This window comes from Streptomyces sennicomposti (assembly GCF_019890635.1).
GTDB lineage: Bacteria > Actinomycetota > Actinomycetes > Streptomycetales > Streptomycetaceae > Streptomyces > Streptomyces sennicomposti.
The window spans coordinates 45,969-68,433 of the sequence record NZ_JAIOAB010000011.1; the positions used below are offsets into that span (position 1 = coordinate 45,969).

Sequence of the window (22,465 nt, forward strand, 5' to 3'; positions counted from 1 at the left end):
TCCCGCCGGACACGGTGATCTCGACCGTCCTGGTCGCCAACCGCGGCGAGATCGCCTGCCGCGTCTTCCGCACCTGCCGCGACCTCGGCATCCGCACGGTCGCCGTGCACTCCGACGCCGACGCGGGCGCCCTGCACGCGCGCGTGGCCGACGCCGCCGTACGCCTGCCGGGGGCCACGCCGGCCGAGACGTATCTGCGCGGCGACCTGATCGTGAAGGCGGCGCTCGCGGCCGGCGCGGACGCCGTGCACCCCGGCTACGGCTTCCTGTCCGAGAACGCCGGCTTCGCCCGCGCCGTCCTGGACGCGGGCCTGGTGTGGATCGGGCCGCCGCCGGAGGCCATCGAGGCGATGGCGTCCAAGACCCGCGCCAAGCAGCTCATGGGCATCGAGCCCCTGAAGGAGGTCACCGAGGCCGATCTGCCGGTGCTGGTGAAGGCGGCGGCGGGCGGCGGCGGCCGCGGGATGCGCGTCGTACGGCGCCTTGAGGACCTGGACGCGGAACTGGCCGCCGCGCGCGCGGAGGCGGCGAGCGCCTTCGGCGACGGCGAGGTGTTCACCGAGCCCTACGTCGAGGGCGGCCGCCACGTCGAGGTGCAGATCCTCGCCGACGCCCACGGCACCGTGTGGCCGCTCGGCACCCGCGACTGCTCCCTCCAGCGCCGCCACCAGAAGGTCATCGAGGAGGCCCCGGCGCCCGGCCTGCCCGAACCCCTCACCGCCGAGCTGTACGAGCTGGCCGTGCGCGCCGCCCGCGCGGTCGACTACGTCGGCGCCGGCACCGTGGAGTTCCTGGTCGCGGGCGGGCGGGCGCACTTCCTGGAGATGAACACCCGCCTCCAGGTCGAACACCCCGTCACCGAGGCCGTGTTCGGCATCGACCTGGTCGCCCTCCAGATCCGCGTCGCCGAGGGCCACGCCCTGGAGAGCGCACCGCCGCCCGCGCGCGGGCACGCGATCGAGGCCCGCCTGTACGCCGAGGACCCCGCGCGCGACTGGGCCCCGCAGACCGGCGTCCTGCACCGCCTCGCCGTCCCCGGCGGCGTCCGCCTGGACACCGGGTACGGCGACGGCGACACCATCGGCGTCCACTACGACCCGATGCTCGCCAAGGTCGTCGCCCACGCCTCCACGCGCGTGGAGGCCCTGCGCAGGCTCGCCGGGGCCCTGGAGCGGGCCGCCGTGCACGGCCCGGTCACCAACCGCGACCTGCTGGTGCGCTCGCTCAGGCACCCGGAGTTCGCGACCGCCCGCATGGACACCGGCTTCTACGACCGCCACCTCGCCGAGCTGACCGAGCCCGCCCCCGACCCGTACGCCCCGCTGGCCGCCGCGCTCGCCGACGCCTGCGGCCGGTCCCGCTTCGGCGGCTGGCGCAACGTGCCCTCCCAGCCGCAGACCAAGCGCTACCTGATGGCGGGGGAGGAGCACGAGGCCCGCTACCGGCACACCCGCGACGGCCTCGCCGCTGACACCGACGACGTACGCGTCGTCCACGCGGACGCGCACCTGGTCGTCCTCGAAGTGGGCGGCGTGCAGCGCCGGTTCGAGGTGGCCCGCCACGGCGACCAGGTGTACGTGGGCGGCACCGCCCTCACCGTCCTGCCCCGCTTCCCCGATCCGGCCGCGCAGCGCGCCCCCGGCTCCCTGCTCGCCCCCATGCCGGGCACGGTCGTCCGCGTCGCCGAGGGCCTGGCCGAGGGCGCCCGGGTCGAGGCCGGCCAGCCCCTGCTCTGGCTGGAGGCGATGAAGATGGAACACAAGATCACCGCACCCGCCACCGGCACCCTGACGACCCTGCACGCCACCCCGGGCCGGCAGGTGGAGGTCGGCGCCCTGCTGGCCGTGGTGGCGGAGAGCGCTCCTTAGGAGCGCGGCGCGGGACCCAGCCGACATGCGGCCCCGCCGCGCGAGCGCGACCAGCCACAAACCAACCCGCACCCGGGAGACTCACATGACCCCCGTCATCGAATCCGAAGAACAAAAGGACCTCCGCGCGGCGGTAGCCGCACTCGGCAAGCGCTACGGCCGCGACTACATCGCCCGCACCGTCGCCGAAGGCCGCCACCCCGCCGAACTCTGGGCGGAGGCGGGCAAACTCGGCTACCTCGGCGTCAACCTCCCCGAGGAGTACGGCGGAGGCGGTGGCGGCGTCACCGAACTGTCCATCGTCCTGGAGGAGCTGGGCGCCGCGGGCAGCCCCCTCCTCATGCTGGTGGTCTCACCGGCCATCTGCGGCACCGTCATCGCCCGCTTCGGCACCGAGGAGCAGAAGCGGACCTGGCTGCCCGGCATCGCCGACGGCACCCGCACCATGGCCTTCGGCATCACCGAGCCCGACGCCGGCTCCAACTCGCACCGCATCACCACCACCGCCCGCCGCGACGGCGACGACTGGCTGCTGACCGGCCGCAAGGTGTTCATCTCCGGCGTGGACATCGCCGACGCCGTGCTGATCGTCGGCCGCACCGAGGACGCCCGCACCGGCCGCCTCAAGCCGTGCCTGTTCATCGTGCCGCCGGACGCCGAGGGCTTCCAGCGCAACCCGATCGACATGGAACTGAACGCCGCCGAGAAGCAGTTCGAGCTGGTGCTGGACGACGTCCGGCTGCCCGCCGACGCGCTCGTCGGCGACGAGGACGCAGGGCTCCTGCAACTGTTCGCCGGCCTCAACCCCGAGCGCATCATGACCGCCGCCTTCGCGATCGGCATGGGCCGCTACGCGCTCGGCCGCGCCCTCGACTACGCCCGTGAGCGCACCGTGTGGAAGACCCCCATCGGCGCCCACCAGGCCATCGCCCACCCGCTGGCCCGAGCCCACATCGACCTCGAACTCGCCCGCCTGATGATGCAGAAGGCCGCCCACCTCTACGACGCGGGCGACGATGTCGGGGCGGGCGAGGCCGCCAACATGGCCAAGTACGCGGCCGGGGAAGCCTGCGTGAACGCCGTCGACCAGGCCGTGCACACCCTCGGCGGCAACGGCCTCACCCGCGAGTACGGACTCGCCTCGCTGATAACGGCCGCGCGCGTGGCTCGCATCGCACCGGTGAGCCGGGAGATGATTCTGAACTACGTCTCCCACCAGAGCCTGGGCCTGCCCAAGTCGTACTGACCCGCACCGCCCGACCCGCACCGCTCCGTACCCACCCGCCGGCCGGCGGGGCGAGGAGGAACCGTGTTCCGCAGCGCGTACGCAGACGTTCCGGCAGTGGAACTGCCCATCCACGACGCCGTCCTGGGACACGCCGCCGAGTTCGGCGACGCGCCCGCACTGATCGACGGCACGGACGGCACCACCCTCACCTACGCACAGGTGGACCGCTTCCACCGCCGTGTCGCCGCCGCGCTCGCCGAGGCCGGCGTACGCAAGGGCGACGTCCTCGCCCTGCACAGCCCCAACACCGTGGCGTTCCCGATCGCGTTCTACGCGGCCACCCGCGCGGGCGCCACGGTCACCACCGTCCACCCCCTCGCCACCCCCGAGGAAGTGGCCAAACAGCTCACCGACTCGGGCGCCCGCTGGATCGTCACCGTCTCGCCGCTGCTCCCGGCGGCGCGCCGGGCCGCCGAACTCGCCGGCGGCATCCGGGAGATCCTCGTCTGCGACAGCGCGCCCGGCCACCGCTCGCTGCTCGACCTGGTCGCCTCCACCGCGCCCGAACCGTCCGTCGCCGTCGATCCGGCGGCGGACGTCGCGGCCCTGCCGTACTCCTCGGGCACCACCGGCGTCCCCAAGGGCGTCATGCTCACCCACCGGCAGATCGCCACCAACCTCGCCCAACTGGACCCGGCGATCACTTCAGGCCCCGGCGAACGCATCCTCGCCGTCCTGCCGTTCTTCCACATCTACGGCCTCACCGCCCTGATGAACGCGCCCCTGCGCAAGGGCGCCACCGTCGTCGTCCTGCCCCGCTTCGAGCTGGAGACCTTCCTCGCCGCGATCCAGAACCACCGCATCACCGGCCTGTACGTCGCCCCGCCGATCGTCCTCGCCCTCGCCAAGCACCCGGCGGTGGACGGCTACGACCTGTCCTCGCTGCGGTACGTCATCAGCGCGGCCGCACCCCTGGACGCCGAACTCGCCGCCGCCTGCTCCCGGCGGCTCGGCCTGCCGCCGGTCGGCCAGGCCTACGGCATGACGGAACTGTCCCCGGGCACCCACGTCACCCCGCCCGACGCCCTGGAGAAGGCCCCGCCCGGCACCGTCGGCAGGCTCATCGCCGGCACCGAGATGCGGATCGTCTCCCTCGACGACCCCCGAGCCGACCTCGGCGTGGGCGAGCCCGGCGAGATCCTCATCCGCGGACCGCAGGTCATGAAGGGCTACCTGGGCCGCCCCGACGCCACCGCCGCCATGATCGACGCCGACGGCTGGCTGCACACCGGGGACGTCGGCCACGTCGACGCCGACGGCTGGCTCTTCGTCGTGGACCGCGTCAAGGAACTCATCAAGTACAAGGGCTACCAGGTGGCCCCCGCCGAACTGGAGGCCCTGCTGCTCACCCACCCCGCCGTCGCCGACGCCGCCGTCATCGGCGAGAGAAACGACGACGGCAACGAGATCCCGCACGCCCACGTCGTCCGCCGCGCCGGCGCCGGCGAGCTGACCGAGGCGGACGTGATGGCGTACGTCGCCGAACGCGTCGCCCCCTACAAACGCGTCCGCAAGGTCACCTTCATCGACGCCGTGCCGCGCGCCGTCTCCGGCAAGATCCTGCGCCGGCAGCTCAGGGAGCGCCCGTGACCGCCCTCGTCGGCCGCGACCGCACCCGCGGCATCGCCACCCTCAGCCTGGACTCGGCCGCCACCCGCAACGCCCTGTCCGCCGCCCTGGTCGGCGAACTCGCCGACGCGCTCGCCGAGTGCGGCGAGGACGGCGAGGTGCGCGCCGTCGTCCTCACCCACAGCGGCACCACGTTCTGCGCCGGGGCCGACCTGCGCGACCCGCCCGACCCGGACGCGCTGGTCGCGCTGCTGCGCCAGATCGTGGCCGTGCCCAAGCCCGTCGTCGCCCGCGTCACCGGGCACGTCCGCGCCGGGGGCCTCGGGCTCCTGGCCGCCTGCGACATCACCGCCGCGGCCACCACGGCCACCTTCGCCTTCACCGAGGTGCGCATCGGGGTCGCGCCCGCCGTGATCTCCATGACCGTGCTGCCCCGAGCCGACCCGCGCGCCGTCGCCCGCCACTACCTCACCGGCGAGCGCTTCGACGCCGCCGAAGCCGTACGCGTCGGTCTGCTCACCGCCGCCGGCGACGACGTGGACGCCGTCCTCGCCCCCGTCCTGGACGGACTGCGCAAGGCCTCGCCGCAGGGCCTGGCCGAGACGAAGCGGCTGCTCACGGCTAAGGTGCTGGAGACCATCGACCGGGAGGCGGCCGACCTGACCGCGCTCTCGGCGCGGCTGTTCAGCTCCGACCAGGCCAGGGAGGGGATGACGGCCTTCCTCGAACGACGGGATGCCGCATGGGCGCTGTGAGCGCAGCCGACCGCCGCCCCAAGCAGGACCGCAGCCGCGCCACCCGGCAGCGGCTGCTGGAGGCCGCTGTGGCCTGCCTCGCCGAGCACGGCTGGGCGGGCTCCACGGTGTCCGTCGTCGCCGAACGCGCCGGCGTCTCCCGCGGCGCCGCGCAGCACCACTTCCCCACCCGCGAGGACCTGTTCACGGCCGCCGTCGAGTACGTCGCCGAGGAACGCTCCACCGCCCTCACCGCCCTGTTCCCGCAGGGCGGCGAGGGCCCCGCCGGCGACCGCCGGGCCGTCGTCGCCGCCCTCGTCGGCCTCTACACCGGCCCCCTCTTCCGCGCCGCCCTGCACCTGTGGGTGGCCGCCTCCAACGAGGACCAGCTGCGCCCCCGCGTCACCGAGCTGGAGGCCCGCGTCGGCCGCGAGTCCCACCGCATGGCCGTGGAACTGCTCGGCGCCGACGAGTCCCGCCCCGGCGTCCGCGAGACCGTCCAGGGCTTCCTCGACATGGCCCGCGGCCTGGGCCTGGCCACCCTCCTCACCGACGACAGCGCCCGCCGCGAACGCGTCGTCGTCCAGTGGGCCGCCCTCCTCGACGAGGCCCTCGGCTGAGCACCGGCCCGCGGCGGCCGACGGGACGCCCCGTAAGAGGGTGCGGGAAAACGTGAACCGGGCCACACCGGCGGCGGCCGGGCCGCAGTAACCTGTGCGCATGCCTGCGATGCTCGTCCGACGCCGCCACGTGGACTACGTGCGCGTCACGAGCATGGGCTGTCGGCGCTCCGCCTGACCCCCGCCCCGCAGGGACCTTCTGCCGTCCCTCGCCGCCGCGGCGCCCGAGCGGCGCGCCCCCACCGGCACCCCGGCCCACCCGGTCTCTCCCACCCCGGCCTCCGCGGCCGCCCGCCCACCCACGACGGGCGGCCCGGACCCCCGTACACCCCGCGGACTCCTCATGACCCACACGGCGACGAACCCGTCGTACCAGCAGCTGCCCGTCATCGACCTCGCCGCGGCCGACCGCGGCCCCCAGGCGCGGGCCCTGCTCCACGCCCAACTGCACAGCGCCGCCCACGACGTGGGCTTCTTCCAGCTCGTCGGGCACGGCGTCACCCAGGCCGAGACCGACGCCCTGCTCACCGCCATGCACGCCTTCTTCAAGCTGCCCGAGGCCGACCGCCTCGCCCTGGACAACGTGCGCTCCCCGCACTTCCGCGGCTACACCCGCACCGGCGACGAACGCACCGCGGGCGCCCGCGACTGGCGCGACCAGCTCGACATAGGCGCCGAACGGCCCGCCCGCGTCCCCGCGCCCGGCGAGCCCGCCTACTGGTGGCTCCAGGGCCCCAACCAGTGGCCGGCCGCCCTGCCCGAACTGCGCACCGCCGCCCTGCACTGGATCGACCGGCTCAGCGGCGTCGCCCGCAGGCTGCTGCACGAACTGCTCACCGCCATCGGCGCCCCCGCCGACTTCTACGACCCGGTCTTCGGCGAGCACGCCCACCCGCAGCTCAAACTCGTCCGCTACCCCGGCAGCGCCGACGACGGCACAGGCCAGGGCGTCGGCGCGCACAAGGACTACGGCTTCCTCACCCTGCTGCTCCAGGACGAGATCGGCGGGCTCCAGGTGCAGCGCGAGGACGGGCGCTTCCACGACGTGCCGCCGATCCCGGGCGCGTTCGTCGTGAACCTCGGCGAGCTGCTGGAGGTGGCCACCAACGGCTACCTGCTGGCCACCAACCACCGCGTGGTCTCCCCGCCCGGCGCCACCGAGCGGTTCTCCGTGCCGTTCTTCTACAACCCGCGCCTGGACGCCCGGGTGGCCCCGCTGCCCTTCCCGCACGCCACCACCGCGCCCGGCGTCACCGACGACCCGGACAACCCGCTGTTCGCCGAGTACGGCTACAACGAGCTGAAGGGCAAGCTGCGCGCCCACCCCCTGGTCGCCCGCCGGCACCACGCGGAGCTGCTGAGCCCCGCGTGATGCCCTGACGTACGCCCGGTCGTCCTCGGGCGTGTCCCGTCAGTGCGCGATGTCCTCGTAGCCCGCCACCTCGCGCGGGCTGCGCGGACCGGGGCCGATGTAGCGGGCCGAGGGCCGCACCAGGCGGCCGGTGCGCTTCTGCTCCAGGATGTGCGCCGACCAGCCCGCGGTCCGCGCGCACGTGAACATCGACGTGAACATGTGCGCCGGCACCTCGGCGAAGTCCAGCATGATCGCCGCCCAGAACTCCACGTTCGTGGCCAGCACCCGGTCCGGGCGGCGGTTGTGCAGCTCCTCCAGCGCCGCCTTCTCCAGCGCCTCGGCCACCTCGAACCGCGGCGCGCCCAGCTCCTTCGCGGTCCGCCGCAGCACCCGCGCGCGCGGGTCCTCCGCCCGGTACACCCGGTGGCCGAAGCCCATCAGCCGCTCGCCGCGGTCCAGGGTCCGCTTCACATAGCCCACCGCGTCGCCGGTCCGCTCGATCTCCTCGATCATGCCGAGCACCCGGGAGGGCGCGCCGCCGTGCAGCGGGCCGGACATCGCGCCCACCGCGCCCGACAGGGCGGCGGCCACGTCCGCGCCGGTGGAGGCGATCACGCGGGCGGTGAACGTGGAGGCGTTCATGCCGTGCTCGGCGGCGGAGGACCAGTAGGCGTCCACGGCCGCCACGTGCTTGGGGTCGGGCTCGCCGCGCCAGCGGATCATGAACCGCTCGGTGATGGAGTGCGCCTTGTCGATCTCGCGCTGCGGCACCATCGGCAGGCCCTGCCCGCGCGCCGACTGCGCCACGTACGACAGCGCCATCACGGCCGCCCGCGCCAGGTCGTCGCGGGCCTGCTCGGCGTCGATGTCCAGCAGCGGCTTCAGCCCCCACACCGGGGCGAGCATGGCCAGCGCCGACTGCACGTCCACCCGGATGTCACCCGAGTGCACCGGGATCGGGAACGGCTCGGCCGGCGGCAGCCCGGGGTTGAAGGCGCCGTCGACGAGCAGCCCCCACACATGGCCGAAGGAGACGTGGCCGACCAGCTCCTCGATGTCGACGCCCCGGTAGCGGAGGGCGCCGCCCTCCTTGTCCGGTTCGGCGATCTCCGTCTCGAACGCGACGACTCCCTCGAGCCCGGGTACGAAGTCGGACATCAGGCGGCTCCTCGTGGTCTGTGCGGCAGATGGTGCGGTGGGGGCGACGGCCGGGCCGTCGAAGGTACGGAAGCGGATCTGCGTGCGCGCCCGCCGGTACGGCTCCGCGGCCGTGTCCTGCGGCTCGCGGTCCGGGGCGGTCATCCCTTGTGTGCCCCGTGCGGTCGGCGCTCACCCAACCGGTACGGCAGCAGCACGATATCCCCGAGTGCCACCTTTGGGGAGAGTGCGCGGCACTCGGTGCCACGCAGTGACGAAGGACACCCGGGGGCCCCGGGCCGCCGATACGGCAAGATGACCGCGTGACCGACCGAGCAGCCGGAGAATCCGCGTCCCTCGACCTCGCCGCCATGCGCAAGCACTACCGGCACGAGGGCCTCACCGAGACCGACCTGGCCGACACGCCCGTGGCGCAGTTCGCCCACTGGTTCGGGCAGGCCGCCGCCGAGGGCCACCTGTTCGAGCCCAACGCCATGATCGTCTCCACGGCGGACGCCCAGGGCCGCCCCAGCTCCCGCACGGTGCTGCTCAAGGGCTTCGACGAACAGGGCTTCGTCTTCTACACCAACTACGACTCCCGCAAGGCCCGCGACCTCGCCGAGAACCCGTACGTCTCGCTGCTCTTCCCCTGGCACCCGATGGCCCGCCAGGTCATCGTCCAGGGCGTCGCCCGCCGCACCGGACGCGACGAGACCGCCGCCTACTTCCGCACCCGCCCGCACGGCTCCCAGCTCGGCGCGTGGGCCAGCGCCCAGTCCACGGTGATCGCCACCCGCGGCGCCCTCGACGCCGCCTACGCCGAACTCGCCGCCCGCTACCCCGAGGGCGAGCAGGTCCCCGTACCGCCGCACTGGGGCGGCTTCCGGGTCGCACCCCGCTCGGTCGAGTTCTGGCAGGGCCGCGAGAACCGCCTCCACGACCGCCTGCGCTACGTCGCCGAACCCGACGGCGGCTGGCGGGTGGAACGGCTCTGCCCCTGAGGGGACTTCCGCCGGGGCGGCGGGTGGGCCGTATTGACACGGCTGTGGTCCAGACCTCACCGTGATCGCGACGCGCAGACACCCCCCGAAGGGACGGAACCCGCATGAGCGACCGTACGCCCGCCGGCCAGTTCTTCGACGCGGCCATCGGCCTGCTCCAGCGGGTCCGCGACGAGGAGGCCGACGCCATCACGGCCGCCGGCACCCTCCTCGCCGACACCGTCGCCGACGGCGGCCGCCTCTTCGCCTTCGGCGCCGGCCACTCCTCCCTCGCCGCCCAGGACGTCGTCTACCGCGCCGGCGGACTCGCCCTGATGAACCTGCTCGCCGTCCCCGGCGCCGTCGGCGTCGACGTCATGCCCGCCACCCTCGGCTCCGCCCTGGAACGCGTCGACGGACTCGCCGCCGCCGTCCTCGACAGCTCCCCGATCCGGTCCGGCGACGCCCTCGTGATCGTCTCCCTGTCCGGCCGCAACGCCCTGCCCGTCGAGATGGCCCTGAACGCCCGCGCCCTCGGCATCAAGGTCGTCGGCGTCACCTCCGTCGCCTACGCCACCCAGACCACCTCACGGCACGTCTCCGGGACGTACCTGAAGGACCACTGCGACATCGTCCTCGACTCCAAGATCGCCGTCGGCGACGCGGAACTCACCCTCGACACCGTCCCGGCGCCCTTCGCGCCCGCCTCCACCGTCGTCACCTCCGCCCTGATGCAGGCCGTCATGGCCACCGCCGCCGGGGCCCTCGCCGACCGCGGCATCGAACCCCCGCTGCTGCGCTCCGGCAACGTCGACGGCGGCCACGACTGGAACGCCCGCGTCTTCGACCAGTACGCCGACCGGATCTTCTACCGCCGCTGACCCCCTCCCGCCGCCGCCGGGCGGGCCCCGCCCGGACCGCGCGGCCATGGACCGGCCGAGAAGTGCCCCCAACTTGCGGGAATCCGATGTGTGCTGTGTCACGTTCAAGTTGAATGATGGCCAGTGAGTGAAACGACGCGGCACGACGCGCCGACGCAGCCTGCAGGGGGTCCAGGGTGAGTGCTTCCCGGCGTAGTGGGACCACCGACGAACTCGGGCCGGACGAGCCCGAGCCGGACCGGAGCCGGACCGGGTGCGACGACGCGCCCGCCGGCCCGGACGGCTCCGACCTGCTCGCCGCCCTCCTCGACGGCATGGACGCCGCCCTGTGCGCCTTCGACGCCGACGGCGTCGTCACCCACTGGAACCGCGAGGCCGAACGCATCCTCGGCTGGAGCGCCGCCGAGGCCGTCGGACGGCACGGCTTCGCCGGCTGGGCCGTCCGCAGCGCCGACGCCGAGGACGTCGAGCGCCGCCTGCTCGCCGCCATGCACGCCCCCGGCCGCCAGGTCCACGAGTTCGCCCTGCTCACCAAGGACGGCGGCCGCGTCCTCGTGCGCACCCAGTCCGCCGCCGTCCGCGGCCCCGACGGCGCCCCCGCCGGCCTGTACTGCGCCTTCAGCGAGGTGCACGCGCAGATCGACCTCGAACGCTCCATCGCGCTCAGCGAAGCCCTCTTCGAGGACGCCTCCTGGGGCGTCGTCCTCGTCGACGCCGACCTGCGCCCCGCCGTCGTCAACGCCCACGCCGCCCGCGCCCTCGGCACCGGCCGCACCGCCGCCCTCGGCCGCCCGCTCGGCGAACTGCTCTCCCAGGGCGTCGAGGAACTCGAATGCGCCCTCACCCACGTCCTCGCCGAGGGCGCGCCGCCCGTCCCCGCCGAGATCTGGGTCGGCGTGCGCACCCCGGAGGGCGAACGGCGGCGCTGCTGGCGCAGCGGCTTCGTCCGCCTCGCCTCACCGCTGGCCGAGGAACCCGTGCCGCTCGGCGTCGCCTGGCTGTTCGTGGACGTCACCGGCACCAAGCAGGGCGAACAGGAGGCCTCCCTGCTGCGGTTCCGCACCAACCAGCTGCACCGCGCCGCCCGCGCCGCCGCCGAGTGCGAGGACCCGCTCGACGCCGCCACCGTCCACCTCGACTTCGCCCTCGCCGGCTTCGCCGACCACGCCGTCATCGACCGCCTCGCCGACGACACCACGGCCCCCGTCGGCCACACCCCCGCCGCCCCGCCCGCCGACGACGCGCCCGCCGCACCGGCCCGCCTCGTCCGCGTCGCCGCCACCCCGGCCGGCGGCCCCGGCCCCAGCCTGCGCACCGGCCGCACCGCCCTCCCCGTCCGCTACGGCCCCGGCCACCCCGCCCTCCAGTGCGTCGAACGCAACGGCTCCGTCCGCGCCACCGTCGGCACCGCACCGCCCGAACAGGCGCACGAATGGGCCCTGGCCCGCCAGTGGCCGGCCGACACGGTCCACGCCCTGTGCGCGGTCCTGCGCAGCCGCGGCCGCACCCTGGGCGTCGTCACCTTCCTGCGCACCTCGGGCCGCGCCCCCTTCGAACGCCCCGACACGACCTACGCCGAGGACGTCGCCGCCCGCATCGCCACCACCCTGGACCTGGCCGCCCTGACCCGCGAGACGCGCCCCTGACCCGAGCCGAGCCCCGGGGGGAACACCTGACGATCAGGCCCCCGGCCTGCGCGCGTCCACCTCGATCTCGATCTTCATCGCCGGATCCGCCAGCCCGCACACCATCATCGTCGCCGCCGGCCGCACCGGCCCGAACACCCGCCGCAGCACCGGCCAGCACGGCTCGAAGTCCGCCCGCTCGGGCAGCAGGTACCGCACCCGCACCACGTCCTCGAACCCGCACCCGGCCTCCTCGAGCGCGGCCCCGATGTTCCGCAGGCACTGCTCGGCCTGCTCCACCACGTCCTCGGAGATCGTCATGGCCGCGTAGTCGTACCCGGTCGTCCCGGACACGTGCACCCACTCCCCGTCCACCACGGCCCGCGCATAACCGATCCGCTCCTCGAACACCGACCCACTGAGCACCGCCCACCGCCGCGTCATGCGCGGAACAGTAGCGGCGCGGCCGTGCGGGCGCCTTGGAAAAAAGCGGTTGATCCCAGCCCGGACGGTTCTTAGGGTGTGGAGCACACGAGAAGGGAGGTGGTTCGGCAGATGTATGAGAACCGGACGCGTGAGGTGGCTGCGGGCTAGCGGCCCGTCACCACATCCTGTGCGGTGCCGGACCAGCGCGCGAAAGATGCGTGCGGCCGGCCCAATCCCAAGCAGTCACCCGACCCGCGAGCTGCCGGTACGTCCGGCCGGCTTCTCCGCCGTCAGGCGGAGGGACCCAGCTCGCGGGTCGTCTGCTTGTCCGCGCTCCGTCCTGTTCCGGCCCCCTCTTTCGGCGGAGCGCTCCGGTTGTCAGTGGTATGCGTCAGAATTGAGTCCAGGGCCAGCGCACGCTCCGGTGAGCCGTCCAGCCGCCGGCAGAGGTAATCGAGGGGCACGTATGTCCGGACTGATCGACACCACGGAGATGTACCTCCGCACCATCCTCGAACTGGAGGAGGAAGGCGTCGTCCCCATGCGCGCCCGGATCGCCGAACGGCTGGATCAGAGCGGGCCGACGGTGAGCCAGACGGTGGCGCGGATGGAGCGCGACGGTCTGGTCTCCGTGGCGCCGGACCGCCATCTGGAGCTGACCGACGAGGGCCGCCGGCTGGCCACGCGCGTCATGCGCAAGCACCGGCTCGCCGAGTGTCTGCTGGTCGACGTGATCGGCCTGGAGTGGGAGCAGGTGCACGCCGAGGCGTGTCGCTGGGAGCACGTGATGAGCGAGGCGGTCGAGCGCCGGGTGCTGGAGCTGCTGCGCCACCCGACCGAGTCGCCGTACGGCAACCCGATCCCGGGTCTGGAGGAACTGGGCGAGGCCGACGGCGCCAACCCGTTCCTGGACGAGGGCATGGTGTCGCTGGCCGATCTCGACCCGGGCTCGGACGGCAAGACGGTCGTCGTGCGCCGGATCGGGGAGCCGATCCAGACGGACGCGCAGCTGATGTACACGCTGCGGCGGGCGGGCGTGCAGCCCGGTTCGGTGGTCAGCGTGACGGAGTCGCCCGGCGGGGTGCTGGTCGGCAGCGGCGGCGAGGCGGCCGAGCTGGAGTCGGAGACCGCCTCGCACGTCTTCGTCGCCAAGCGCTGAGCGGAGCCGGCCCCGGCCGGTGTCTTCCCGCCCGGTTCCCCGGGGGTGCGCGGCGCGTGCGGGCCGGGTGCGCCGAAGGGCAGCGGGCGCGGCGCCTCGCGTGCGAGGCTGGTGCGAGAGGCATATGACCCGAAGGGGTGGGGGAGGATGTGCCGCAGACGTGTGGAGGGTCCCGGCGCCTTGCGGCGCCGGGGCCTGTCCTCCCCTGGTGCGACCCGGAGCCCCGAGCTCTCAGGGTCGTTCCCCGCGGACCCCTTTTCCCCGAGTGGTCCGCCTCCCGTTGAAGATCTCCCCTCGACGGCGGCGATCATTCCTGGGGCGGGGTCACTCGAACGTGGGGTGTTCGCTGGGAAAAGGGTGCTTTCGAAAAGGTTTTCGATAGCCTGCGGGTGAGGTGACGGGCCGCCCCGCGCGGCCCGGACCGGAGCAGTGCGCACGACGGCTGAGAGACAAGCGAACGTTGGTTCACAGGGCCGGCCGCCGGTCCGTCCGAGGACGGACGGGACGAGCGGCCGGAGCGGAACCAGGGGGGTGCCAGGACATGGCGCGGCGTATCGACGTGACCGGGGCGGGTGGCGTACGGCTCGCCGCCTGGGAGTTCGCCGAACCCCCGAAGGACGGCCACGGGGCCGTGGGGGAGGGCGAGGAGGCGGACAAACCCTTCGTCCCGGCCCAGGCGGAGCGGGCGGAGCAGGGGCGGGCGGAACGGGCGGGGCCGGTGGAACCGGCGCAGTCCGCGCAGTCCGCGTCGTCCTCGCGGTCGGCGCAGGCGGCGGGGCGGCAGCGGCTCTCCGCCGTCCCCGAGCACTCCGGACGCGCCGAGGGGGCCGAGCGGGCCGCCCGGCCCGGGCACTCCGCCGTGTCCGAGCACCCCGGGGCGCGCGAGTCCTCCGGGCCGTCCGAGCACCCCGCACCGCCCGAGCACCTCGCCCCGTCCGAGCGTCCCGGTTCCCCCGGTCCGGCCGACGGCCGTACCGCCTCGCCGCGCGCCACCGGCGTGCTGTTACTCCACGGCCTCATGGGCCGGGCCTCGCACTGGGCGGGCACCGCGCGGTGGCTGTCCGGGCGGTACCGGGCCGTCGCGCTCGACCAGCGGGGACACGGCCAGAGCGACAAGCCGCCGTCGTCCGCCCTCACCCGCGAGGCCTACGTCGATGACGCCGAGGCCGCCGTCGAGCAGCTCGGTCTCGGGCCGGTCCTGGTCATCGGGCACGGAATGGGCGCGCTGACCGGCTGGCAGCTCGCCGCCCGGCGCCCCGACCTGGTGCGCGGGCTGGTCATCTGCGACATGCGGGCCTCCGCACTCGGCGCGGCCTCCCAGCGGGAGTGGGAGGAGTGGTTCAAGGCGTGGCCGGTGCCGTTCGCCACGCTCGCCGACGTCCGCAAGTGGTTCGGCGAGGACGACCCCTGGGTGGACCGCCCGAACCCGGCCCGCGGCGAGTTCTACGCCGAGGTCATGCACGAGTGCCCGGACGGCTGGCGTCCCGTCTTCGAGCCCGCCGACATGCTCGCCTCCCGGGAGACGTGGGTGTACGACGCGCACTGGGAGGAGCTGACCCAGGTGCGCTGCCCGGCCCTCGTGGTGCGCGGTCTCGACGGCGAGCTGGGCCGGGCCGAGGCGCAGGAGATGGTGCGGGTCCTGCCGCGCGGCCAGTACGCGGAGGTGGTGGACGCCGGTCACCTCGTGCACTGCGACCAGCCGGAGGCGTGGCGTACGGCCATCACCCCGTTCCTGGAGTCGGTCCTCTCCCCGTGACCCGCGCGCCCCGCGTCCGCGTCCGCGTCCGCGTCCCGTACGCTCCCGGCACGCGCCCCCTGACGCCGAGGGCCCCCGGACCGCCCCGGCCCGCCTCCCCGGCACCGAGGGCACCGAGGACACGCACCCCCCGGACCGCCCCCGGCACCGAGGGCACGCGCCGTCTCAGCCCTTGCTGACCGCCGTCAGGATCTCCGGCAGCCGGGCCGCCGTGCGCGGGGCGGCCAGTCGCAGGCCGAGGACGGTCAGCCCGGCGCCGTAGAGCGCGCCGACCGGCAGCAGCACCCAGCTCCAGTCCCCGCCGCTCGCACTGACGTGCGACCAGATGGTGAGGGCGATGACGGGGGAGCACAGCAGGGCCGCCGAGAGCATGCCGTCGAAGACGGCGATCCAGGCGAGACCGGCCTGGCCGGGGACGACGTTCTTGTAGCCCTCCTGCGGGATGGAGTAGGGGAAGCGGGCCGACATCCACGCCCCGGTCGCCAGCATCGCGCCGAGCAGCCCGAAGGACAGGCCGAGCACCTGCGGCAGCCGCGCCCAGCCGCCGAGCAGCGCGGTGGTCAGCACGGTGACGAGGGTGGCGTACGGCAGGGTGACCGTGAGGAGGGCCAGCGCGCGCCCGCGCAGTTCGACGTAGGCGTCGCGCGGGGTGGAGATGGTGAGGGCGACCATCCAGAACGCGGAGGTGTCCTGGCCGAACTGGTTGTACATCTGGATGCCGAGCATCCCGGCGGCGAAGCAGGCGAAGTACGGCGATCCGGTGCCCTGGAGGGCGTTGAAGACGGGCACGATCAGGCCGATGGCCAGCGAGGTCATCCAGGCGGCCTTGGTCTTCGGGTCGCGCCAGATGTAGCGCAGGCTGCGCTCCATGACGGTGCCGGTGCGGCCGGGCGGCACCAGCCGGGCGAGGCCGCCGCCGGAGCGTTCCCGGGCCGCGGCGTCGGGGCTCTGGACGGTGGAGGCGTCGGGGGAGGTCATCAGCCGGGTGAGGCTGCGCGCCCACACCCCGAGCAGGGCGGCGAGGGCGGCGGCGGTCAGGGCGAGCTGGGCGGCGGCCGCCGCGTGGTCGCCGCGGCTCGCGGAGTCCACCGCGCCGACGGCCGTCGCGGGCGGCACCCAGCGCAGGACGTCCGCGGCCGGGTCGAGCTGGGCCAGGCCCGCCGTGCCGAGCCGCTGCATGCCGAAGTTGACGAGCTGGGCGCCGACGGCGACGACCAGACCGCTGAGCACGGCGAGGTCGCGGCCCCGGCGGCTGGTCAGCAGCTGGATGTTGGCGGCGGCCACGGCGCGGGCGAGGGCCACGCACACCAGCAGCGCGAGCGGGACGGCGACGACCGCGACGGTCCAGGCCACCGCCCCGTGCGCCACCGCGATCACGCAGCCGGCCAGCAGCAGCACCGTGAACAGCGGTCCGACGCCGACCAGGGAGGCGGCCAGCAGCGCCCGGACCAGGGGCTGGGGGCGCAGCGGCAGCATCACCAGGCGGGTCGGGTCGAGGGTCTCGTCGCCGCTGGGGAAGAACAGCGGCATCACCGCCCACCCGAGGGCGAGCAGCGCCCCGCCGGGCACGGCGACGGAGGCGATGTGCGCGTGGCCGCGCAGCACGATCAGCCCGAGGAGCTGGGAGAGGGCGAAGAGCAGGGCGAGGACGGCGGAGGTGAGGTAGGCGGCGCGCCGCCCGCCGGACTGGCGCAGCCCGTTGCGCAGCAGCGACAGCTTCAGCCGGACGACGACGGGGGTGATCGACGGGGCGGGGGCGGCCGGCGGGGTCTGCCGGCCGGTCGGGCCGGTGGGCGCGGTGGCGGTCATCGGGCGCCGCCGCCGAGCCAGTCGAGGTCGGACCCGGCGGCGCGGCCCTGTGCGCCGACGAGTGCGAGGAAGGCCTCCTGGAGGGTGGCGGCGTCGCCGCGGACCTCGGCGAGCGGCCCCTGGGCGCGGATACGGCCGGCGGCCATGACGGCGACCCAGTCGCACAGCGACTCGACCAGCTCCATCACATGGGAGGAGAACACGACGGTGGCGCCGGAGGCGGTGTAGCGCTCCAGGACGCCGCGGATGGTCTGCGCGGAGACGGGGTCGACGCCCTCGAACGGCTCGTCGAGGAAGAGGACTTCGGGGTTGTGCAGGAGGGCGGCGGCGAGGCCGATCTTCTTGCGCATGCCGGTGGAGTAGTCGACGACCAGTTTGTGCTGGGCGCCGGCCAGGTCGAGCACGTCGAGGAGCTGGGCCGCGCGCCGGTCCACCTCGTCGCCGGGCAGTCCGCGCAACCGGCCCGAGTAGGCGAGGAGTTCGCGTCCGGTGAGCCGTTCGAACAGGCGCAGCCCTTCGGGCAGGACGCCGATGCGCGCCTTCACGGCGACCGGGTCGCGCCACACGTCGTGCCCGGCGATCTCGACGGTGCCCTGGTCGGGGCGGAGCAGGCCGGTCACCATGGACAGGGTGGTGGTCTTGCCGGCGCCGTTGGGGCCGACCAGGCCGATGAACTTCCCGGCGGGCAGCTCCAGATCGATCCCGGCGACGGCGATCTGCTGCCCGAACCGCTTCCACAGCCCCTGAATCCGTACGGCGCTGGTACTCACCACTGCTGCTCCCTCCGTCAGGGTGCACCCTACGGGGGAGCGGCGGGGCGTCCACCGGCGCGCGACCGGCCTCCGGGGAGGACGCGCGTCGTCGGACCGGCGTTAGCGGTCGCGCCCGCAGGCGTAGGCGAGGGCGGAGATCAGTTCCTCGGCGTCGGGCAGCCAGCGGTTGGCGGGGGTCGGCCGGCACACCCACTGGACGGCGCCGCGCGTGCCGTAGCGGGTGGGCGGGGCGGCGACGTAGGCGCCCTCGCCGAGCGCGACCAGGTCGAGGGAGGACGGGGACCAGCCGAGCCGGCGCACCAGGCCGGGGAGTTTGGCGCAGGCGCCGGGCAGTACGAAGAACTGCATGCGCCGCTCCGGGGTGAGGGTGACCGGGCCGAGGGTGAGGCCCATGCGTTCCATCCGGGCCAGCGCGAGGAACCCGGCGGTCTCGGGGACGCACATTGCGTCGAACGTGCGGCCGGTGGGCAGCAGGATCGACGCGGTGGGCCGCTTCTGCCACAGCCGGCGGGCGACGGTCGCGCTGCCGGTGGCCTGGCTCGCCCAGTCATCGCGCGCCGGGTGTGCGCCGGGTGCGGCGCAGGCCGGGTCGCCGCAGGAGCAGCGCCGCACCCCGTCGGCGTCCTCCAGCCAGGTGCCGGGCAGGACGTCCCAGTGGCGTTCTTCGGCATAGCGAACGGCGGTCTCCAGCAGCGAGTCGCCGCGCTGGAGGGGGATCTGGCCGGTGAGGGGCGCGACTTGGGTGTCCGGGATCGTCTCTTCCACGTTCCACTCAACTCCCGTGCCCACCTGGAGTTACGGGGTGCGCGGCGGGGCCGCGCGCGGGGGAGGAGCACCGATTCCACGGCCGGGGCGCATGGGTGCACGGTCGGGGGCGCGCGGGAGGATCCGCGGCGGGCGCGGGGTAGTTGAGTGTGGGGGCGGCATGCACCTTTACTCCGGCAATCTTCGCATGTCCCGCATTTTCGGTATGTCCGTGGGGCATTGATCTTCACGGCCGGTCTCCTCGCCGGGATGCGTCGGGGGCCGGCCGCGCAAGTCACGTCAACTTCGGTGCGTGGGCAGGGCACCGCAGCCACACGCGAGCCGCCAGGAAGCAGGGGGTTATGCCATGGCCGCAAGGCCTCTCGTAGCGCGGCAGCCGAACGAACGGCTGCAGGCGCTCATTCAGGAAGCGGGCTGCTCGAACGCCGGGCTGGCCCGCCGGGTCAACATGTGCGGCGCCGAGCACGGCCTGGATCTGCGGTACGACAAGACGTCCGTGGCGCGCTGGCTGCGCGGACAGCAGCCGCGCGGCCGGGCGCCGGCGATCATCGCCGAGGCGCTGGGCCGCAAACTCGGCCGTACGGTCACGATCGACGAGATCGGCATGGCCAACGGCAAGAACCTCGCCTCGGGGGTGGGTCTCCAGTTCTCGCCGACGGTGCTGGGGGCCATCGAGCAGGTGTGCGAGCTGTGGCGCAGCGACGTGGGCCGGCGGGACTTCCTGTCCGGCTCCTCCGTCGCCGCCTCCGCGCTGGTCGAGCCGAGCCGGGACTGGCTGATCTCGGCGCCGGACGGCCAGGTGGCGCGGGCGGCCGGCCCGAGGGTGGGGCAGTCGGACGTCGCGGCCGTACGGGCCATGACGCAGGCGCTGGTGGACCTGGACCACACCTACGGCAGCGGGCATGTGCGGCCGGTGGTCGTGCACTACCTCAACAGCGTGGTCTCCGGGCTGCTGGCGGGGTCGTACCGGGAGGCGGTGGGCCGCGATCTGTTCGGCGCGGTGGCGCGGCTGACGGAGCTGGCCGGGTACATGGCCGTGGACACCGGCCAGCCGGGGCTCGCGCAGCGCTACTACATCCAGGCGCTGCGGCTCGCGCAGGCGGCCGGCGACCGCGGCTACGGCGGTTACGTGCTGGCGGCCTCCATGAGCCATCTCGCGGCGCAGCTCGGCAACCCGCGGGAGATCGCGCAGCTGGCGCGGGCGGCGCAGGAGGGGGCGCGGGGCCGGGTGACGCCGCGCGCGGAGTCGATGTTCCACGCGGCCGAGGCGCGCGGGCACGCCCTGATGGGCGATGTGCGCTCGGCGCAGCTGTCGGCGGGGCGGGCGATCAGCGCGCTGGAGGCGGCCGAGTCGGACACCGGGGACGATCCGGCGTGGATCGCGCACTTCGACGAGGCGTACCTCGCCGACGAGCTGGCGCACTGCTACCGCGATCTGGGGCAGCCGGAGGCGGCGGCCCGGCAGGCGGAGCGGGCGCTGGCCGGGCATCCGGCCGCGCGGGCCCGGCGCCGGGCGATCGGCTATGTGCTGCTCGCCACGGCGCAGGTGCAGCAGCGGGAGATCGAGCAGGCGTGCAGCACCGGGATGAAGGCCGTGGAGCTGCTGGAGACGCTGCGCTCCAACCGGGGCGCGGAGTATCTGGAGGACTTCCAGCAGCGGCTCGATCCGTTCCGGGACGAGGCGGTGGTACGGGAGTTCGGGGCGCGGCTGGAGGTGCAGGCGGCGGCGTGACCGCGCGCGTGAACCATCTGTGGCCCCCGCGTACGCGGGGGTGATCCCCATATACAGCGCATCGGGCGCGGGTTTCGTCACTGCGGCCGTGGGGGAAGGGACGGAGTCCCGTGCTGCGTGGCACGGGGCTCGGGGGACCCGGTAGCGTGAGCCGACGATTCCGCAAGTCCCCCATTCGTAGGAGTCCCGGTGACGCAGAGTGGACAGGGCGAGGAGCCCTCGGCGCAGCCCGCGCGCGAAGGCATCGTGCTGCCCTCCGACGGTGGGCAGCCCCTGCTGCCGGGCATGACGGGCGGCGGCGCGGGCGGCCACGGCGGTCATGGCGGGCACGGCGGCCATGGCGGGCACGGTGGGCACGGTGGCCATGGCGCGCCGGGCGGTATGCCGCCCGCGCAGCAGGGCGGGCAGGGGCCGGGCACGGCTCCGGCCGGCGGCCAGGCCTGGGGCCAGCCGTGGGGTCCGGGACAGCAGCAGAGCCCGCAGCCGCCGCAGTCCGGGCCCGGGCAGGGCTGGCAGGCCCAGACCCCCGCGCCGGGCTGGGGCTCCCCGCAGCAGTACCAGCAGCAGCCCGGCCAGACGGCGCAGGGCCAGTGGGACGCGCAGGGACCCGCCGCCGGGCGCCCGGGCGCGGGCCCGCTGCCCCCGGAGGGCGCCCCGGCGCCCGGCCACGGCGCCCACGGGGGCGCGCAGCCGCCGTACCAGCAGCACCAGCCGCAGGCGGGCCACCCGCAGCAGGCGCACGGCATGCACGGCGCGCCGCTGCCGCCGGCCGCGCCGTACGGGGCCGCGGGCGCGGACGAGGGCGCCACCCAGTACATACCGCCGGTCACCGACGGCCCGGCGCCGTACGCGCCCCCCGCGGACGAGGGCGCGACGCAGTACATACCGCCGGTGGGCGCGGGCGCGATGCCGCCCGAGGCGCCCGGCGGCGACCCCGCGACCCGCTTCCTCGGCCGGGTGCCGCAGGGCGGCGGCGCGGGCGGCGGCAACCCGGACGCCGAGCCCACCCAGTTCATGGCCCCCGTGCCCGCCGGCCCGGTGGGCGGCGGCCCGGGCGCGCCCTTCGGCGCCGGACCGGGCGCGGGCGGACCGGGCGACGCCGGACGGCAGACGCCCGCCGAGTTCGACAACCTGTTCCGCGGCGGCGGCGAGGCCCCGGCCACCGCGCAACTGCCCCGGGTGGAGCCCCGTCACGACGCACGCCCCGCCCCGGCCGGCTACCCCGGCCCCGGCGGCTACGCCGGACCGGGCGCGCCCTACGGCGGACAGCCCGGCGGCCCCGGCCAGGACGACGACGGCGGCCGGGGCGGCAAGCGCACCGGCTCGCGGCTGCCGCTGATCGCGGCCATCGGCGTCGGCATCGCCGTCCTCGGCGTCGGCGCGGGCGCCCTGCTCAGCGGGGGCGGCGGCGACGACGACAAGAAGACCGACGCGAGCACCAACGTCTCCGCGACCGCTCCGGCGAGCAACGAACCGTCGGCCTCGCCGACCGCCGACCCGGCCCGCGATCAGGCGGTGGCGCTGGACAAGCTGCTGGCCGACAGCGGCAGCAGCCGGGCCTCCGTGATCAAGGCGGTGGCCGACGTCAAGAAGTGCGCCAACCTCCAGCAGGCCGCGGCCGACCTGCGCGCCGCCGCCAAGCAGCGCGGCGAGCTGGTCACCCGGCTGAACGGGCTGTCCGTCGACAAGCTGCCGAACCACGCGCAGCTGACCGGCGCGCTCACCAGCGCCTGGAAGGCGTCCGCCTCGGCGGACCAGCACTACGCGGCGTGGGCGGACCAGGTGGGCGGCAAGAACGGCTGCAAGAAGGGCCAGGCCCGCACCACCTCCCAGGCGCAGGCCGGCAACCGGCAGAGCGGCGTCGCCAGCGCCCAGAAGAGCAAGGCCGCCGGGCTGTGGAACGCGATCGCCGGGAAGTACGGCCTGACCCAGCGCCAGCCCACCCAGCTGTGACCCGCTGCCGACTGTGACCCGCTGAACGACGGCCAC

The 22,465-nt window shown here is 74.8% G+C and carries 18 protein-coding genes; 13 read left to right on the forward strand and 5 right to left on the reverse strand.

Annotation, left to right across the window (positions count from 1 at the left end; genetic code table 11):
* Positions 1-14: 14 nt before the first annotated feature.
* The 6 genes from K7787_RS09290 to K7787_RS09315 all read left to right on the forward strand — a co-directional run bounded on the left by K7787_RS09290 (position 15) and on the right by K7787_RS09315 (position 7,451).
* Positions 15-1,868, forward strand: a complete 1,854-nt coding sequence (locus K7787_RS09290; protein ID WP_223001127.1) for an acetyl/propionyl/methylcrotonyl-CoA carboxylase subunit alpha — start codon at positions 15-17, stop codon at positions 1,866-1,868.
* 85 nt (positions 1,869-1,953) lie between these two features.
* Positions 1,954-3,114: an acyl-CoA dehydrogenase family protein gene (locus K7787_RS09295; protein ID WP_169438991.1), complete on the forward strand. Its 1,161-nt coding sequence runs from the start codon at positions 1,954-1,956 to the stop codon at positions 3,112-3,114.
* Positions 3,115-3,177: 63 nt separating this feature from the next.
* On the forward strand, positions 3,178-4,746 hold the full coding sequence (locus K7787_RS09300; RefSeq protein ID WP_169438992.1) for a 4-coumarate--CoA ligase family protein: 1,569 nt from the start codon (positions 3,178-3,180) through the stop codon (positions 4,744-4,746).
* Complete coding sequence (locus tag K7787_RS09305; RefSeq protein WP_223001092.1) at positions 4,743-5,480, forward strand: enoyl-CoA hydratase family protein; 738 nt, start codon at positions 4,743-4,745, stop codon at positions 5,478-5,480. The genes K7787_RS09300 and K7787_RS09305 overlap by 4 nt, the downstream gene beginning before the upstream one ends.
* Complete coding sequence (locus tag K7787_RS09310; protein WP_223001093.1) at positions 5,468-6,079, forward strand: TetR/AcrR family transcriptional regulator; 612 nt, start codon at positions 5,468-5,470, stop codon at positions 6,077-6,079. Before K7787_RS09305 ends, K7787_RS09310 begins: the two co-directional genes overlap by 13 nt.
* A gap of 343 nt (positions 6,080-6,422) precedes the next feature.
* Positions 6,423-7,451, forward strand: a complete 1,029-nt coding sequence (locus K7787_RS09315; protein ID WP_169438993.1) for an isopenicillin N synthase family dioxygenase — start codon at positions 6,423-6,425, stop codon at positions 7,449-7,451.
* Between the two features lie 39 nt (positions 7,452-7,490).
* Here K7787_RS09315 and K7787_RS09320 read toward each other — a convergent pair whose 3' ends face one another.
* Entirely contained in the window at positions 7,491-8,591 is a 1,101-nt protein-coding gene (locus K7787_RS09320; protein WP_027758790.1) for a citrate synthase 2, read from the reverse strand.
* A gap of 350 nt (positions 8,592-8,941) precedes the next feature.
* Between K7787_RS09320 and pdxH the strand changes: the two genes are divergently transcribed.
* The 3 genes from pdxH (at position 8,942) to K7787_RS09335 (ending at position 12,077) form a co-directional block, all read left to right on the forward strand.
* On the forward strand, positions 8,942-9,571 hold the full coding sequence (gene pdxH, locus K7787_RS09325) for a pyridoxamine 5'-phosphate oxidase (protein ID WP_203622375.1): 630 nt from the start codon (positions 8,942-8,944) through the stop codon (positions 9,569-9,571).
* Positions 9,572-9,675: 104 nt separating this feature from the next.
* Entirely contained in the window at positions 9,676-10,431 is a 756-nt protein-coding gene (locus K7787_RS09330) for an SIS domain-containing protein (RefSeq protein WP_009189189.1), read from the forward strand.
* Positions 10,432-10,607: 176 nt separating this feature from the next.
* A complete protein-coding gene (locus K7787_RS09335; protein ID WP_223001094.1) occupies positions 10,608-12,077 on the forward strand; it encodes a PAS domain-containing protein in 1,470 nt (489 codons plus the stop codon).
* A gap of 33 nt (positions 12,078-12,110) precedes the next feature.
* Here K7787_RS09335 and K7787_RS09340 read toward each other — a convergent pair whose 3' ends face one another.
* Positions 12,111-12,500, reverse strand: coding sequence for a RidA family protein (locus K7787_RS09340; protein WP_043260960.1), 390 nt, complete (start codon positions 12,498-12,500; stop codon positions 12,111-12,113).
* A gap of 448 nt (positions 12,501-12,948) precedes the next feature.
* Here K7787_RS09340 and K7787_RS09345 point away from each other — a divergent pair, with 448 nt between their 5' ends.
* Together K7787_RS09345 and K7787_RS09350 are read left to right on the forward strand one after the other, a co-directional pair.
* On the forward strand, positions 12,949-13,641 hold the full coding sequence (locus K7787_RS09345) for an iron-dependent transcriptional repressor DtxR (RefSeq protein WP_009189186.1): 693 nt from the start codon (positions 12,949-12,951) through the stop codon (positions 13,639-13,641).
* An 859-nt stretch (positions 13,642-14,500) separates the two neighbouring features.
* Entirely contained in the window at positions 14,501-15,397 is an 897-nt protein-coding gene (locus K7787_RS09350; RefSeq protein WP_037726346.1) for an alpha/beta fold hydrolase, read from the forward strand.
* 165 nt (positions 15,398-15,562) lie between these two features.
* On the opposite strand, the gene K7787_RS09355 is transcribed toward K7787_RS09350, so the two are convergent.
* The 3 genes from K7787_RS09355 to K7787_RS09365 form a co-directional block, all read right to left on the reverse strand.
* The gene (locus tag K7787_RS09355; protein WP_223001096.1) at positions 15,563-17,206 is read right to left on the reverse strand and encodes a transporter; all 1,644 of its coding nucleotides are present in this window, start codon (positions 17,204-17,206) and stop codon (positions 15,563-15,565) included.
* Positions 17,203-17,997: an ABC transporter ATP-binding protein gene (locus tag K7787_RS09360; protein ID WP_009189183.1), complete on the reverse strand. Its 795-nt coding sequence runs from the start codon at positions 17,995-17,997 to the stop codon at positions 17,203-17,205. The genes K7787_RS09355 and K7787_RS09360 overlap by 4 nt, the downstream gene beginning before the upstream one ends.
* Positions 17,998-18,078: 81 nt before the next feature.
* A complete protein-coding gene (locus K7787_RS09365) occupies positions 18,079-18,744 on the reverse strand; it encodes a bifunctional DNA primase/polymerase (RefSeq protein ID WP_223001097.1) in 666 nt (221 codons plus the stop codon).
* Between the two features lie 346 nt (positions 18,745-19,090).
* Here K7787_RS09365 and K7787_RS09370 point away from each other — a divergent pair, with 346 nt between their 5' ends.
* The gene (locus K7787_RS09370; RefSeq protein WP_009189181.1) at positions 19,091-20,476 is read left to right on the forward strand and encodes an NsdA family TPR-like regulatory protein; all 1,386 of its coding nucleotides are present in this window, start codon (positions 19,091-19,093) and stop codon (positions 20,474-20,476) included.
* 189 nt (positions 20,477-20,665) lie between these two features.
* Positions 20,666-22,429 (forward strand): hypothetical protein, encoded by a 1,764-nt coding sequence (locus K7787_RS09375; protein ID WP_223001098.1) that lies wholly within the window; start codon positions 20,666-20,668, stop codon positions 22,427-22,429.
* The last annotated feature ends 36 nt before the right edge of the window (positions 22,430-22,465 follow it).